This is a genomic window from Aeromonas sp. Prich7-2 (assembly GCF_017939255.1).
Classification (GTDB): domain Bacteria; phylum Pseudomonadota; class Gammaproteobacteria; order Enterobacterales; family Aeromonadaceae; genus Aeromonas; species Aeromonas caviae.
In genome coordinates, this window is the sequence record NZ_JAGKRI010000014.1 from 15,455 (window position 1) to 30,066 (window position 14,612).

Below are 14,612 nucleotides of genomic sequence, written 5' to 3' on the forward strand. Positions count from 1 at the left end.
ACTAGGGTGGACAAGGGATGGCAGACGATAACGAACTGACGCTGAAGGATCCGGCGGCAGGCAAGAAAAAGAAGCTGATCATGATAGTCGCCCTGGCCGTCGTGCTCCTTGGTGGGGGGGGCGCCGGCGCCTGGTTCATGCTCGCCGGTGGGGATGAGCCCGCTGCCGAAAAAAGCGAGGCCAAGCCGGAGGCGAACACGCCCCAGCCCTCGCTCTATGTGGGCATGCCCCGTCCCTTCGTGTTCAACGTGGCGGGAGGCCAGCGGGATCGGCTGGTGCAGATCAAGATCCAGCTGATGGTGCGTGGCACCGCCGACGAAACCCTGGCCAAACAGAACATTCCCCTGATCGAAGGCACCTTGCTGCGGGTCTTCAGCTCGGCGACCGCCGAACAGCTGATGACCTTCGAGGGCAAGGAGAAGCTGCGTCAGGATTCGCTGGAAGAGTGCCGCCGGGTGCTGAACGACCTAGTCTCTTCTCCCGTAATCGAACAAGTGCTGTTTACCGGCTTTGTCATGCAATGAAAGGTGAAGCGTGAGCGATCTGTTAAGTCAGGACGAGATTGATGCCCTGCTGCACGGCGTCGACGATGTCGAGGAGGAGGAGCTGGGATCAGCCGGGGATCCCGGCATCGCCCAGTTCGACTTCTCCTCCCAGGACCGCATCGTCCGCGGCCGCATGCCGACCCTGGAGCTGGTGAACGAACGGTTTGCCCGCCACATGCGCATCAGCCTGTTCAACATGATGCGACGCACCGCCGAGGTCTCCATCAACGGCGTGCAGATGCTCAAGTTTGGCGAATATGTCCACACCCTGTTCGTACCCACCAGCCTGAACATGGTGCGTTTCCGCCCCCTCAAGGGGACGGCGCTCATCACCATGGAGGCGCGGCTCGTCTTCATCCTGGTGGAGAACTTCTTTGGCGGTGATGGCCGCTACCACGCCAAGATCGAGGGGCGGGAATTCACCCCCACCGAGCGGCGCATCATCCAGATGCTGCTCAAGCTGGTGTTCGAGGACTACAAGGATGCCTGGGCGCCGGTGATGGACGTGGGCTTTGAATACCTCGACTCCGAAGTGAACCCGGCCATGGCGAACATCGTCAGCCCCACCGAGGTGATCGTGGTGAGCTCCTTCCACATCGAGCTGGACGGCGGCGGCGGTGACTTCCACGTGGCCATGCCCTACTCCATGCTGGAACCCATCCGCGAACTGCTGGATGCGGGGGTGCAGAGCGACAAGGGGGATACCGACGTGCGCTGGAGCAAGGCCCTGCGCGACGAGATCATGGACGTCAAGGTGGAGCTCAAGGCCAAGCTGCTGGAGACCGAGCTCTCCTTGCGTGAGCTGATGGAGCTCAGACCCGGGGACATCATCCCGGTGGAGATGCCGGAGAACCTGCTGGTCTTTGTGGAGGACTTGCCCACTTTCCACGCCAAGATGGGGCGCACCAAGGAGAACGTGGCGCTCAAGATCACCGACAAAATCAAGCGCCCTGACGGGGTCAAGACAGAGATGCATCTGGTGACCCGCGGGGGCGTGCGCATTGATGGCGAAGCCGAGCTGGAAGAGCTCGAGCGAAGCATCTCTGACAAACACCCTGACTGATCCTCCCCCCGGGGGAGGTGTTGCAACACTGAGGAATTGAAGATGAGCGGAACCGATGACGAGCAGGATTTGATGGCTGACGCCTGGGCGGCCGCACTGGAGGAGCAGGTCACGGCCGAAGCCAAGCCTGCCCCCTTGGAGGAGTTGAAGGACGAAGCCCCCATCAGCGCTGAAGAGCGGCGCAAGCTGGACACCATTCTGGACATCCCGGTGACCATCGCCATGGAAGTGGGCCGCAGCCAGATCAGCATTCGCAACCTGCTGCAACTGAACCAGGGCTCGGTGGTGGAGCTGGATCGGGTGGCGGGTGAGCCCCTGGATGTGCTGGTCAACGGCACCCTGATCGCCCACGGCGAGGTGGTGGTGGTGAACGACAAGTTCGGTATCCGCCTCACCGACGTCATCAGCCAGATTGAAAGGATCAAGAAGCTCAAATGATCCGTGTGCTCCCGTTGTGGCTGTTTTCCCTGCCAGCCCTGGCCAACCCGGGGGTAGGGGCCAATCCCCCCAGCCTCACCTCCTGGCTGCTCTCCAGCCTGATGGTGATCGGCCTCATTCTGGTGCTGGGCTTCCTGCTCAAGAAGAGCAAGCTCTCCCAGGTGATGGGAGGGGGCCAGATGAAGGTCATCGCCACCCTGCCCCTTGGCTACAAGGAGAAGCTGATGGTGGTCAAGGTGGGCGGCCAGCAACTGCTGGTCGGGGTGACGCCGCAGCAGGTCAACTTCCTCTATCGCCTGGAGGAGCCGCTGGACGAGAGCCAGCCCCAGGCGTTCTCCGAGCAACTGGGCAAACTGATGGGCAAGCATGAAAAACGTTAACTGGACCCGGTGGCTGGCACTGCTCTCCCTGGTGCTCTCGCCCCTGGCGATGGCCCAGGACGGCATGTCGGCACTCACCGTCAAGACCATGGCGGATGGCAGTCAGGAGTACAGCCTGACCCTGCAGGTGCTGGCGCTGATGACCGCGCTCTCCTTCCTGCCGGCCATGGTGATCATGATGACCTCCTTCACCCGGATCATCGTGGTGCTCGGCATCCTGCGCCAGGCCATCGGTCTGCAGCAGAGCCCCTCCAACCAGGTGCTGATCGGCATCGCCCTCTTCATGTCATTTTTCATCATGTCGCCGGTGCTGGATCGCATCAACAACGAGGCGTTGCAGCCCTATCTGGCCGAGACCATCGGGGCCAAGGAGGCCCTGGAGAAGGCGGAGCTGCCCATTCACCAGTTCATGCTGGCCCAGACCCGGGTCAAGGATCTCAATACTTTCATGGAGATAGCGAACGTGCAGGTGGCCGAGCCTGCGGACGTGCCGCTACGGGTGCTGATCCCGGCCTTTGTCACCAGCGAGCTCAAGACCGCTTTCCAGATAGGCTTCATGTTGTTTCTGCCTTTCCTGGTCATCGATCTGGTGGTCGCCAGTATCCTGATGGCCATGGGGATGATGATGCTCTCTCCCATGCTGGTCTCCCTGCCGTTCAAGCTGATGCTGTTCGTCATGGTGGATGGCTGGAACCTCATTCTGGGCTCCCTGGCCACCAGCTTCGGGCTGGGCTCGGGTGGTTAGGGGAGGGCAGATCCTCCCCCCGGCTCTCCCCTTCACTCGGGGAGGGCGCGAGGCCTCTCTTTCTCTCGAAGGAGGAGGCCAGGAGGATGTGGCCCTGGGCAAACCCATCAAAAGGAGCGAGCAATGAGTCCTGAAACCTTCGTCGACGTCTTTCGCGAGGCGCTTTGGCTGGTGACCATCATGGTGTGCGCCGTGATCCTGCCGAGCCTGATGGTGGGGTTGGTGGTCGCCATCTTCCAGGCCGCCACCTCCATCAACGAACAGACCTTGAGCTTCCTGCCCCGTCTGGTGGTCACCCTGCTGGCCCTGGGAGCGGGTGCTCACTGGGGATTGCAGAGTCTGATGGACTTCTTCCAGCTGATGGTGAGCCAGATCCCCGAGGTGGTGGGCTGATGCCAGCCAAGGGCAACCCTTTCGCTCTGGCCGAGGCAGACCGGGGCCTGCGTCCTCCCGTTGGCTTGCCCCTGCCGGGAGTGCCGCTGTCATGACCTACACCACGGCGCTCATCATGGAGTGGCTCTCCTCCATCCTCTGGCCCCTGGCCCGGGTGAGCAGTCTCCTGATGGTGATGGCGGTCTTCGGCAGCCGGCTCGCCCCCGCCCATATCCGTATCGGCCTGGCGCTGGCGATCACCCTCATCATCGCCCCCCTGCTGCCCCCGATGCCGAAGATCGAGCTCTTCTCTCTCGGCAGCTTCCTGGTGCTGGGGCAGCAACTGCTCATCGGCATTGCGCTCGGCCTCATGACCCAGTTCCTGCTGGAGACCTTCGTGATGGCGGGTCAGGTCATCGCCATGCAGACCAGCCTGGGCTTTGCCACCCTGGTGGATCCCATGAACGGCCAGTCGGCTCCCGTGGTGGGTCAGTTCTACCTGATGCTGGCGACCCTGGTGTTTCTCGCGGTGGACGGCCACCTGCTGATGCTGCGCATGGTGGTGCTGAGTTTCGAAACCCTGCCGGTATCTGACAGCGGGCTCACCCTGCCTGCCATCCGCAGCCTGGTGAGCTTTCTCGGGGTCATGTATCAGGCTTCTCTGGTGATGGCGCTCTCGGCCATCATCGCCCTGCTGCTGATCAACTTCGCGTTCGGGGTGATGACCCGTGCGGCCCCCCAGCTCAACATCTTCAGCATCGGCTTTGCGGTGAGCATGATGTCGGGCCTGTTCATCCTCTGGCTCACCATCGGTGGCTTCATGGGGCACTTCGACGCGCTCTGGGAGCGGGTGCAGGAGACCAGCTGCGAGCTCATCAACGTCCAGTGCTTCGGGGGCCAGCATGACTGAGGCCCTCCGGGTTGCGGCCCTTTTGCTGCCAGTCTGGCGGGCCGCCAGTCGGCTGATGCCGGCAGGAGGCCAGCATGGCTGATACCGATCAGGAACGCACAGAACAACCCACGGGCAAACGACTGCAACAAGCCCGGGAAAAAGGGCAGATTGCACGTTCCAAGGAGCTGGGTACCGCCAGCGTCCTGCTGGCGACCGTGTTCGGCCTCCTGATGATCAAGGAGAGTCTGGCAGGGGCCATGATCAAGGTACTCACCATGGGCTTTACCCTGGACCGGGATCAGGCGTTCGACCCCAATGCCATGGGGGCCATGGTGCCTGCCCTGCTGGGGGAGCTGATCCAGCCTCTGGGGCTGCTGTTCATGCTGGTGATCATCGCCGCCTTCGTCGGCAACACCCTGCTCGGCGGGATGAACTTCTCCTCCGAGGCCATGCTGCCCAAGTGGAGCAAGCTGAGCCCCCTGAGCGGCATCAAAAGGATGTTCGGGGTGCAATCCCTGGTGGAACTTGTCAAATCCATCGCGAAAGTGGTGTTTATCAGTCTGTTCGCCTGGTGGATGCTATCAAGCCAGTTCAACCATCTGCTGAATCTCTCTCTCGAGGGCTTTCCCGGCGGTATCGTCGATGCCCTGGACCTGCTGCTCTGGATGCTGATCATCCTCTGCTGCGCCCTGATCCCCATTGTCGCCATCGATGTGCCGTTCCAGAGCTGGAGCCACAATCGCCAACTCAAGATGACCAAGCAGGAGATCAAGGACGAGTTCAAGGACAGCGAAGGCAAGCCCGAGGTCAAGGGGCGGATACGCCAGTTGCAGATGCAGATGGCCATGCGCCGCATGATGGGGGATGTCCCCAAGGCCGATGTGATCATCACCAACCCGACCCACTACTCGGTGGCGATCAAATACGATGCGGGCAAGCCGGGGGCGGCGCCCAAGGTACTGGCCAAGGGGGTCGACGAGGTGGCGATGAAGATCCGGGAGATCGGGCGCGAATACGACATCCCCGTCATGTCCTCCCCGCCGCTCACCCGGGCCCTTTACCACGCCACCGAGATTGGCCAGGAGATCCCGGAGGGGCTCTTCGCCGCCGTCGCCCAGGTGCTGGCCTATGTCTATCAGCTCAAGAAGTTCCGCCGTGGCCGCGGCCGGCGCCCGACCCCCATCGCCAAGGATCTACCCATTCCCCCCGAGTTTCGCAAATAACGCAGTGGTGGCAGCCTGATCCCGGGTGCTCTCCCTTGTGCCCCCCGCGTTTCGCAAATAAAGCGGCCACCATCCGATCTCTCCCTTGTGTCGCAAACAAGGCCGCAATCTCCCTGTCGAGGCGCGGCGCCTCGCCCCATGGCCTGGGCTGGCCTTTGGCCTGCTTGGTGAAGGCAGCTTCCCCCCTGTCACCATTCCCCGTGACGCCAACGACGGACTTCTGACAGCGTTAAAATAAAAACCATATAGATCAATGCATTGAATCCTTGGCTTGATATTTGCTTTAATCCGCTATTGGCAGTTTATCATTGAGATGCACGATGGGATTCAAAGCGGGACTGGGCCGTTTCAAAGAGTACAAATGGCTGCTCAGCAGAGGGGTAGGGACGCCACTGCTGGTATTGGCCTCTCTGGGGATGGTGGTACTCCCCATTCCGCCCCTGATGCTGGATATCCTCTTCTCCTTCAACATCGCCCTCTCCATCGTGGTGCTGCTGGTGGCGGTCTATACCCGCCGCCCCCTGGAATTTGCCGCCTTCCCCACCGTCTTGCTGATCGCTACCCTGCTGCGGCTCGCCCTCAACGTTGCCTCCACCCGGGTGGTGTTGCTGGAAGGCCACAACGGCAGCGCGGCGGCAGGCCATGTGATCGAGGCGTTCGGCAACGTGGTGATCGGCGGCAACTATGCCGTGGGCATCATCGTCTTCATGATCCTGGTGATCATCAACTTCGTGGTGGTCACCAAGGGTGCGGGCCGGATCTCCGAGGTGAGCGCCCGCTTCACCCTTGACGCCATGCCCGGCAAGCAGATGGCCATCGATGCGGACCTGAACGCCGGTCTCATCAACCAGGAAGAGGCCAAGAAGCGCCGTCAGGACGTGACTCAGGAAGCGGACTTCTACGGCTCCATGGACGGTGCCTCCAAATTCGTGAAAGGGGATGCCATCGCCGGCATCATGATCCTCTTCATCAACATCATCGGCGGCTTCATCATCGGCATGATGCAGCACCAGCTCACCTTCGGCGAAGCGGCCCAGGTCTATACCCTGCTCGCCATCGGTGACGGTCTGGTCGCCCAGATCCCCTCGCTCCTGCTCTCCATTGCCGCGGCCATCATCGTCACCCGTCAGAATACCGACCAGGACATGGGGACAGCGGTACTCGGCCAACTGTTCGAAAATCCCAAGGCGCTGGTGATCTCCGCCGGCATCCTGCTGATGATGGGCAGCGTACCCGGCATGCCGCACCTGGCTTTCCTGAGCCTGGGGGCGGTGGCGGCGGCGGGCGCCTGGTGGCTGCTGCGCCGCGAGAAGCAGAACAAGGCGAAGGCGGCGAGCGGTGAACTCATGCCGGCCCAGGGGGATGCCCCGGTGGAGCAGAAGGATCTCAGCTGGGACGACGTCATGCCGGTGGACATCATCGGCCTGGAGGTGGGTTATCAGCTGATACCTCTGGTGGACAAGAATCAGGGGGGCGAGCTGCTCAACCGGATCAAGGGGGTGCGCAAGAAGCTCTCCCAGGAGCTGGGCTTTCTGGTGCCTGCCGTCCACATTCGCGACAATCTGGATCTTGCCCCCAACCAGTACCGCATCACCCTGATGGGCGTGAGCACGGGGGAAGCCACCGTCTATCACGACAAGGAGATGGCCATCAACCCGGGGCAGGTGTTCGGCCAGATCCACGGTATCGCTACCCAGGACCCGGCGTTCGGGCTGGAGGCGGTCTGGGTCGCCAAGGAGCAGGTCTCCCAGGCCCAGACCCTTGGCTATACCGTGGTCGATGCGGCCACCGTGGTGGCTACCCACCTGAGCCAGATCCTCTCCAACCATGCGGCGCTGCTGCTGGGTCATGACGAGGTGCAACAACTGCTCGACATGATAGGGAAGCATCAGAGCAAGCTGGTGGAAGGACTGGTTCCCGAGGTGATCAGCATGGGCAACCTGGTGAAGGTATTGCAGAATTTGCTCAATGAAGGCGTGCCAATTCGCGATATGCGCACTATCCTGCAGACCCTCGTGGAATATGCGCCCCGCAGCCCGGACCCGGAAGTGCTGACCGCAGCCTGCCGGATCGCCCTGCGCAGATTGATTGTGCAGGAGATTGCCGGCCCCGAGCCCGAGCTGCCGGTGATCACCTTGTCACCAGAACTGGAACGTATATTGCATCAATCCCTGCAAGCAGGTGGGGGAGATGGCGCCGGTATCGAACCGGGACTGGCGGAGCGGATGCAACGCTCCCTGGTGGAAGCCACTCAACGACAAGAACTGGAAGGCCAGCCGGCCGTGCTTCTGACATCGGGGATATTGCGCAATACCCTGGCGAAATTTGTCAAGAATGCCATTCCTGGATTACGCGTGCTGTCCTATCAGGAAGTGCCTGACGACAAGCAGATCCGCATCGTCAGTGCGGTGGGACAGGGCTAGTTAGCGGAGATGACGGGTGAAGATTAAGCGGTTTTTTGCCAAAGACATGCGCACGGCGCTGGCCGAGGTCAAGGAGACTCTCGGACCCGATGCCGTCATCATGTCCAACAAAAAGGTCACCGGTGGGGTGGAGATAGTCGCGGCCGTCGATTATCAATCCCAGGTACCGGGGCCCAAAGACGCGCCGGTTCGCCGTCAGTTGAATGAAGAGAGCGTCAATATCTCGTCTGCGGGCAAGCAGATGACGAGGTCGGCGCCACCCAAGGAACAGAACGAATACTACGCCGATACCCTGGCGGCCCTGCTGGCACGCCAGCAGAAGCTCAATCCGGCCAACCCGGCGGGTGGCAATGCCGCACCGGGATCATGGTCTGGCAACGGAGGCAACGGTCAGCCAGCTTCGGCCTCCTGGCCCGCCAATGGCGCTGCCGGCACCCAGTCCGCCGGACTGGCGGGCGCGGCCAGAGCTCCCAGAACCCTGGCCGAACAGGGCCAGTGGGGAGCAGCTCCCGAGCCCGCCAAGCCCAAGGCCCGTCCTGCCGCCGCCCCGCGCCAGGCCCAGTCCGCCCAGCGGGATCAGGAGATGGAGGGGATGCGCAAGGAGATGGCCAGCATCCGCAAGCTGCTGGAGCACCAGATCTCCGGCCTGATGTGGCAGGAGGTGGAACGCCGCGAACCCATGCGCGCCCTGCTCATCAAGGAGCTCAAGAAGATGGGGTTCGACGACGCCTTCGCCGATCAGCTGGCGGGCCTCATCCCCGAAGACATGCCGATCCATCAGGCCATGGCCCAGCTGGCCGAGGTGCTGACGGCCCAGCTCAAGATCAGCGAGGACGAGATCCTGCGTCAGGGAGGGGCGGTGGCCCTGCTCGGACCGACCGGGGTGGGCAAGACCACCACCATCGCCAAGCTGGCGGCCCGCTTTGCCATGAAGTATGGCGCCGAGCAGGTGGCGCTCATTACCACGGACAACTACCGGATCGGGGCCCACGAACAGCTGCAGACCTATGGTCGCATCATGGGTTGCCCGGTGCGGCAGGTGCGGGACGCCGAAGAGCTGGCCAGTGCCCTCTATCAGTTCCGCCATCGCCGGCTGGTGCTCATCGACACCGCCGGGATGGGTCAGCGGGATATCCGCCTGACCGAACAGCTCGACACCCTGGTGAAGAATGCCAAGGTGCGTATCCGCAGTTATCTGGTCATGTCGGCCACCTCCCAGCGACGTGTGATGCAGGAGGCGGTGGATCACTTCCGGCGCATTCCGCTCTCCGGCTGCATTCTGACCAAGCTCGACGAGAGCCTGAATCTGGGTGAAGTGATCAACGTGTGCATTCAAAACGCCCTGCCCATCAGTTACATCACCGACGGGCAACGGGTGCCGGAAGATATTCAAGTTGCCAACGCGGCGCTGCTGGTCGGTGCCGCCATGGGGTCGCTGGAACGGGAAGCAGAAGATCCCTATTTCTGGGGATCGGGTTTTGGCGAATCGGAAGATTCGGAGTTTTATGAGTAACATGTATATGGATCAGGCGAGTGGTCTGCGCAAAATGCGTCAAAACAATCGAGTGAAAGTGATCGCCGTGTCCGGAGGCAAGGGGGGCGTCGGCAAGACCAACGTGACCCTGAACGTGGCGGGAGCCATGGCCGCCCAGGGCAAGCGGGTGTTGGTGCTGGACGCTGACCTTGGCCTGGCCAACGTCGACGTCATGCTGGGGCTGAGGGTGCATCGCAACCTCTCCCATGTGCTGGCGGGGGAATGCACCCTGGATGACATCATCGTCGAGGGGCCCTACGGCATGATGATAGTGCCAGCCACCTCGGGTACCCAGTCCATGGTCGAGCTCTCCCCGGTACAACATGCCGAGCTCATCCGCGCCTTCAGCGAGATGAAGACCCAGGTGGACGTGTTGCTGGTGGACACGGCGGCGGGGATTTCCGACATGGTGCTGAGCTTCACCCGCGCCGCCCAGGACATCATGGTGGTGGTGTGCGATGAACCCACCTCCATCACGGATGCCTACGCGCTCATCAAGATCCTCTCCAAGGATCACGGTGTGTTCCGCTTCCAAGGTGGTGGCCAACATGGTCCGCTCCCTGCGCGAGGGGCAGGAGCTGTTCGCCAAGCTGACCCGGGTCACCGACCGCTTCCTGGATACCTCCCTGGAGCTGGTGGCCTGCGTGCCTTACGACACCAACCTGCGGGCCGCGGTGCGCAAGCAGAAACTGATAGTTGAGGCGTTTCCAAAATCCCCTGCCGCCCTGGCATTTCGTGCCCTGGCGAACAAGGCGGCGAGCTGGCCCATCCCGAATCAGCCGGGGGGCCACCTCGAATTTTTCCTGGAAAACTTGTTGCAAAAGCCGGTCATAACACAGGAAGACTCCCGTGAATAAAGCCCAAGCATACTTGCGTCATCAGGATTCCTACGTGCTGGTCGAGCGACACGCTCCGCTGGTCAAGCGGATTGCCCAGCATTTATTGGCTCGCCTGCCAAGCAGTGTCTTGCTGGATGACCTGATCCAGGCAGGTATGATTGGGCTGCTCGAAGCTTCCCGCAACTTTGACGGTAGCAAGGGCGCCAGCTTTGAAACCTATGCCGGCATCCGCATCCGTGGTGCCATGCTCGACGAGATCCGCCGTGGGGACTGGGTGCCCCGCTCGGTGCACCGCAACAGCCGTGCCATCGCAGAAGCGATCGAGAACGTGGAGCAGGCCCATGGCCGGGATGCCAGAGACACCGAGGTGGCCGCCAATATGGGGGTGTCCCTCGGGGAGTACCATGCCATGCTGCAGGATGTCTCCTGCGGCAAGATCATCGGCATCGAGGATCTGGGCGTCAGCGAAGATGTCATCGGTCATCCCGATGAAGGCAACGGTCAGGGAGGATTCGACGATCTGGCGGCTGAACGCTTCCAGGGGGCCCTGGCGGAGCACATCGCCCGCCTGCCGGAGCGGGAGGCGCTGGTGCTCTCCCTTTATTACGATGAAGAGCTGAATCTGCGCGAGATCGGTGAAGTATTGAGTGTAAGTGAGTCTCGGGTGAGCCAGATTCATAGTCAGGCCATGCACAGGCTGCGCGCCCGTTTGCGAGATTGGAATTTATAAGTGGTTGTACTGGCTACACTGGAGCACAACTCTAAGGCATAATCCGCACCATAAAACCTGCGATCTGCATCATGTAAGTGAGCCGTCTTGGCGGCTATTTAGGAGGAACTTTGGACAAGAACATGAAAATCCTCATCGTCGATGACTTTTCAACGATGCGCCGGATTATCAAGAACTTGCTGCGTGACCTGGGATACAACAATACCCATGAAGCAGACGATGGCAACACGGCGTTGCCGATGCTGAAAAATGGCGACTTCCAGTTCGTGGTCACCGACTGGAACATGCCCGGCATGCAGGGCATCGACCTGCTCAAGGCGATTCGCCTCGACGACAAGCTCAAGCACCTGCCGGTTCTGATGGTCACTGCCGAAGCCAAACGCGAGCAGATCATCGAAGCCGCCCAGGCCGGGGTCAATGGCTATATCGTCAAGCCGTTCACCGCTGCCACCCTCAAAGAGAAGCTCGACAAAATCTTTGAACGTATCGGCTAAGGAGCGGCAGGGATGAAGGCCAAAACGAGTGCCATGATCTCGCTTGACCAGGCAAGGATGCTGGTTGCCCACCTGGAGCGGGAAGAGTTTGAACAGGCCGATACCATCCTCGCCGATGTGTGCGCCCCCAATGCGGCGGCCCTGTTTGACAAGGTGGGGCAGCTGACCCGCCAATTGCACAACTCATTGCAGGATTTTCGCCTGGATCCCAGGATCCCCGACCTGGCCACCCATGAGATCCCGGATGCCCGGGAGCGTCTGAGCTATGTCATCGACATGACGGACAAGGCGGCCAATCGCACCATGGATGCGGTCGAGGCAAGCCTTCCCATCGCCGATCGACTCAACGACAACATTCAGCTGGTCATGCCCAACTGGAATGCCCTGATGAGCCGGGATCTCGAGCTGGGTCAATTCAAGGCGCTGTGCCATCAACTGAATGATTTTATTAAGGCTTCTGAGACGGATGCCGATAAGTTACGACAACTGCTGACGGAAATTCTGATGGCTCAGGATTTCCAGGACCTGACCGGTCAGATGATCCGCAAGGTGATCAAGCTGGTGCAGGAAGTTGAAACGAAGTTGATAGAGATGCTGACCATGTTCGGTGAGGGCGTTAGCGACAATTCGGCACGTAGCCTGCCTGTGAGCGGCATCGAGGCGGAAGGCCCCATCATGAACCCGCAGACCCGCTCAGATGTGGTCAATGGTCAAGATGATGTGGACGATCTGCTGTCTAGCCTGGGATTCTAATGGAGTGACGCATGGCCTTCGAAGTTGATGAAGACATACTGCAAGACTTTTTGGTCGAAGCATCAGAAATATTGGAACAGTTGTCTGAACAACTGGTCGACTTGGAAAAGCGGCCCGATGACAAGAACCTGTTGAACGCCATCTTCCGCGGCTTCCACACCGTCAAGGGGGGAGCGGGCTTCCTCTCCCTCACCGAACTGGTGGATGTCTGTCACGGTGCCGAGAACCTGTTCGACATGCTGCGCAACGGCAAGCGGACCCTCAGTGCCGAGCTGATGGATGTCATCTTGCAGGCGCTGGATGCCATCAACGTCATGTTTGCCCAGGTCCAGAACCGCGAAGAGATAAGCCCCGCTTCTCCCGATCTGCTGCACGATCTGCACGAGCTGTGCAAGCCGGAAGGGCAGGAGCAGCTGCGTACCGCCAGCGTGGCGGCCCAGCCAGCACCCGAGCCTGAGCCCGAACCCGCACCAGAACCCGAGGTCATCGCCGAGGTGGCGCCTGTCGCCGTCAATGGCGGTGGCTCCATCGACGAGATCTCCGCCGACGAATTTGAACGCCTGCTCGATGAGCTGCACGGTGTCGGCAAAGCGCCGACGGTCTCTGCCGCCCCCGTGCTGAGCGGGTCAGGTGACATCACAGACGACGAATTCGAAGCCCTGCTCGACCAGCTCCATGGTCAGGGCCAGCACGGTGGTGCCCCCGATCTGGCCCCCCTGCAGTCGGTCCAGAAAGAGGTGGACGAGCTCATCGACGACGATGAGTTCGAGCGCCTGCTGGATGAACTGCACGGCCGTGGCCAGGCGCCCCAGCACAGTCTGGCACCTGCTCCTGCGCCCGAACCCGAACCCAAGGCCCCGGCACCCGCTGCCCCCGCAGCCCCGGTGACGCCGCCCAAGGCGCCAGTGGCCGCCAAACCTGCGCCGGCAGAGCCCACAGCGCCAGCCAGGGCCGCCCCTGCCAAGCAGGCCGCTCCCGCCGAGAGCAGCGCGGTACAGAGCGATACCACTGTGCGGGTGGATACCAAGACCCTGGACGTCATCATGAACATGGTGGGCGAACTGGTGCTGGTGAGAAACCGCCTGGTGAGCCTCGGCATCGCCAGCAATGACGAAGAGATGTCCAAGGCTGTCGCGAACCTCGACGTCGTGACCGCCGATCTGCAGGGCGCGGTCATGAAGACCCGCATGCAGCCTATCAAGAAAGTATTCGGCCGCTTCCCGCGCGTGGTGCGCGATCTGGCTCGTACCCTCAAGAAGGAGATCGAGCTGGTGATGGTGGGTGAGGACACGGATCTGGACAAGAACCTGGTGGAGGCCCTGGCCGACCCCCTGGTTCACCTGGTGCGCAACTCCTGCGACCATGGCGTCGAGATGCCGGACGTGCGCGAGAAAGCGGGCAAGCCCCGTCAGGGCACCATCACCCTGAGCGCTTCCCAGCAAGGGGACCACATTCTGCTCTGCATCGAGGATGACGGCGCAGGGATGGACCCGGAGAAGCTCAAGTCCATCGCCATCAGCCGTGGCGTGCTCGATGCTGACAGCGCGGCGCGCATGAGCGACAACGATGCCTACAACCTGATCTTCGCCCCCGGCTTCTCCACCAAGTCGGAGATCTCCGACATCTCCGGCCGTGGAGTGGGCATGGACGTGGTGAAGACCAGCATTGTCAGCCTCAATGGCTCGGTACACATCGATTCCACCTGGGGCAAGGGCACCCGTCTCGAGATCAAGGTTCCCCTGACCCTGGCCATTCTGCCGACCCTGATGGTGGAGGTGGGTCAGCAGACCTTCGCCCTGCCCCTCGGTTGCGTGAATGAAATTTTCCACCTGGATCTGAAAAAGGCCAACGTGGTGGATGGCCAGCTCACCATCATCGTCCGTGACAAGGCGATTCCGCTGTTCTACCTGCACAAGTGGCTGGTACGCGGTGTCGGCAAGACGGCCCGCCAGGACCAGGGGCACGTGGTCATCGTCCAGATAGGGACCCAGCAGGTGGGCTTCGTGGTAGACAACCTCATCGGTCAGGAAGAGGTGGTGATAAAGCCCCTGGACAACCTGCTGCAAGGTACCCCCGGCATGGCCGGCGCCACGATTACCAGCGACGGCGGCATCGCCCTCATTCTGGATGTGCCCAGCCTGCTCAAGGCCTATGCCCGTCGCCACTGAGCGCCAGGCTCAA

14 protein-coding genes and 1 pseudogene are annotated in these 14,612 nt (G+C 61.5%); all 15 read left to right on the plus strand.

The window, feature by feature from the left end:
- The first annotated feature begins 17 nt into the window (after nt 1-17).
- On the plus strand, nt 18-524 hold the full coding sequence (fliL, locus tag J9892_RS03830; protein WP_010673922.1) for a flagellar basal body-associated protein FliL: 507 nt from the start codon (nt 18-20) through the stop codon (nt 522-524).
- 10 nt (nt 525-534) lie between these two features.
- The gene (gene fliM, locus J9892_RS03835; protein WP_041212627.1) at nt 535-1,608 is read left to right on the plus strand and encodes a flagellar motor switch protein FliM; all 1,074 of its coding nucleotides are present in this window, start codon (nt 535-537) and stop codon (nt 1,606-1,608) included.
- A 42-nt stretch (nt 1,609-1,650) separates the two neighbouring features.
- Nucleotides 1,651-2,046, plus strand: a complete 396-nt coding sequence (fliN, locus tag J9892_RS03840; RefSeq protein WP_010673924.1) for a flagellar motor switch protein FliN — start codon at nt 1,651-1,653, stop codon at nt 2,044-2,046.
- Nucleotides 2,043-2,426: a flagellar biosynthetic protein FliO gene (gene fliO / locus J9892_RS03845; RefSeq protein ID WP_010673925.1), complete on the plus strand. Its 384-nt coding sequence runs from the start codon at nt 2,043-2,045 to the stop codon at nt 2,424-2,426. The genes fliN and fliO overlap by 4 nt, the downstream gene beginning before the upstream one ends.
- Nucleotides 2,413-3,171, plus strand: coding sequence for a flagellar type III secretion system pore protein FliP (fliP, locus tag J9892_RS03850; RefSeq protein WP_010673926.1), 759 nt, complete (start codon nt 2,413-2,415; stop codon nt 3,169-3,171). The genes fliO and fliP overlap by 14 nt, the downstream gene beginning before the upstream one ends.
- Before the next feature lie 123 nt (nt 3,172-3,294).
- Nucleotides 3,295-3,564, plus strand: coding sequence for a flagellar biosynthesis protein FliQ (gene fliQ / locus J9892_RS03855; RefSeq protein WP_010673927.1), 270 nt, complete (start codon nt 3,295-3,297; stop codon nt 3,562-3,564).
- Nucleotides 3,565-3,655: 91 nt separating this feature from the next.
- Entirely contained in the window at nt 3,656-4,453 is a 798-nt protein-coding gene (gene fliR / locus J9892_RS03860) for a flagellar biosynthetic protein FliR (protein ID WP_010673928.1), read from the plus strand.
- A gap of 74 nt (nt 4,454-4,527) precedes the next feature.
- A complete protein-coding gene (gene flhB, locus J9892_RS03865) occupies nt 4,528-5,658 on the plus strand; it encodes a flagellar biosynthesis protein FlhB (protein ID WP_210537996.1) in 1,131 nt (376 codons plus the stop codon).
- Between the two features lie 320 nt (nt 5,659-5,978).
- On the plus strand, nt 5,979-8,081 hold the full coding sequence (gene flhA / locus J9892_RS03870) for a flagellar biosynthesis protein FlhA (protein WP_010673930.1): 2,103 nt from the start codon (nt 5,979-5,981) through the stop codon (nt 8,079-8,081).
- 16 nt (nt 8,082-8,097) lie between these two features.
- Nucleotides 8,098-9,594 carry a flagellar biosynthesis protein FlhF gene (gene flhF / locus J9892_RS03875; protein WP_210537997.1) on the plus strand — a complete coding sequence of 499 codons (1,497 nt, stop codon included), beginning with the start codon at nt 8,098-8,100 and terminating at the stop codon, nt 9,592-9,594.
- Nucleotide 9,595: 1 nt separating this feature from the next.
- A pseudogene (locus tag J9892_RS03880) lies at nt 9,596-10,472 on the plus strand (MinD/ParA family protein).
- Entirely contained in the window at nt 10,465-11,184 is a 720-nt protein-coding gene (locus tag J9892_RS03885) for an RNA polymerase sigma factor FliA (protein WP_029314170.1), read from the plus strand. Before J9892_RS03880 ends, J9892_RS03885 begins: the two are co-directional and overlap by 8 nt.
- 110 nt (nt 11,185-11,294) lie before the next feature.
- Nucleotides 11,295-11,678, plus strand: a complete 384-nt coding sequence (gene cheY / locus J9892_RS03890; protein ID WP_010673934.1) for a chemotaxis response regulator CheY — start codon at nt 11,295-11,297, stop codon at nt 11,676-11,678.
- 12 nt (nt 11,679-11,690) lie between these two features.
- A complete protein-coding gene (locus tag J9892_RS03895) occupies nt 11,691-12,431 on the plus strand; it encodes a protein phosphatase CheZ (protein WP_041212633.1) in 741 nt (246 codons plus the stop codon).
- Between the two features lie 11 nt (nt 12,432-12,442).
- Nucleotides 12,443-14,599 (plus strand): chemotaxis protein CheA, encoded by a 2,157-nt coding sequence (locus J9892_RS03900; RefSeq protein ID WP_161653603.1) that lies wholly within the window; start codon nt 12,443-12,445, stop codon nt 14,597-14,599.
- Nucleotides 14,600-14,612: the final 13 nt, after the last annotated feature.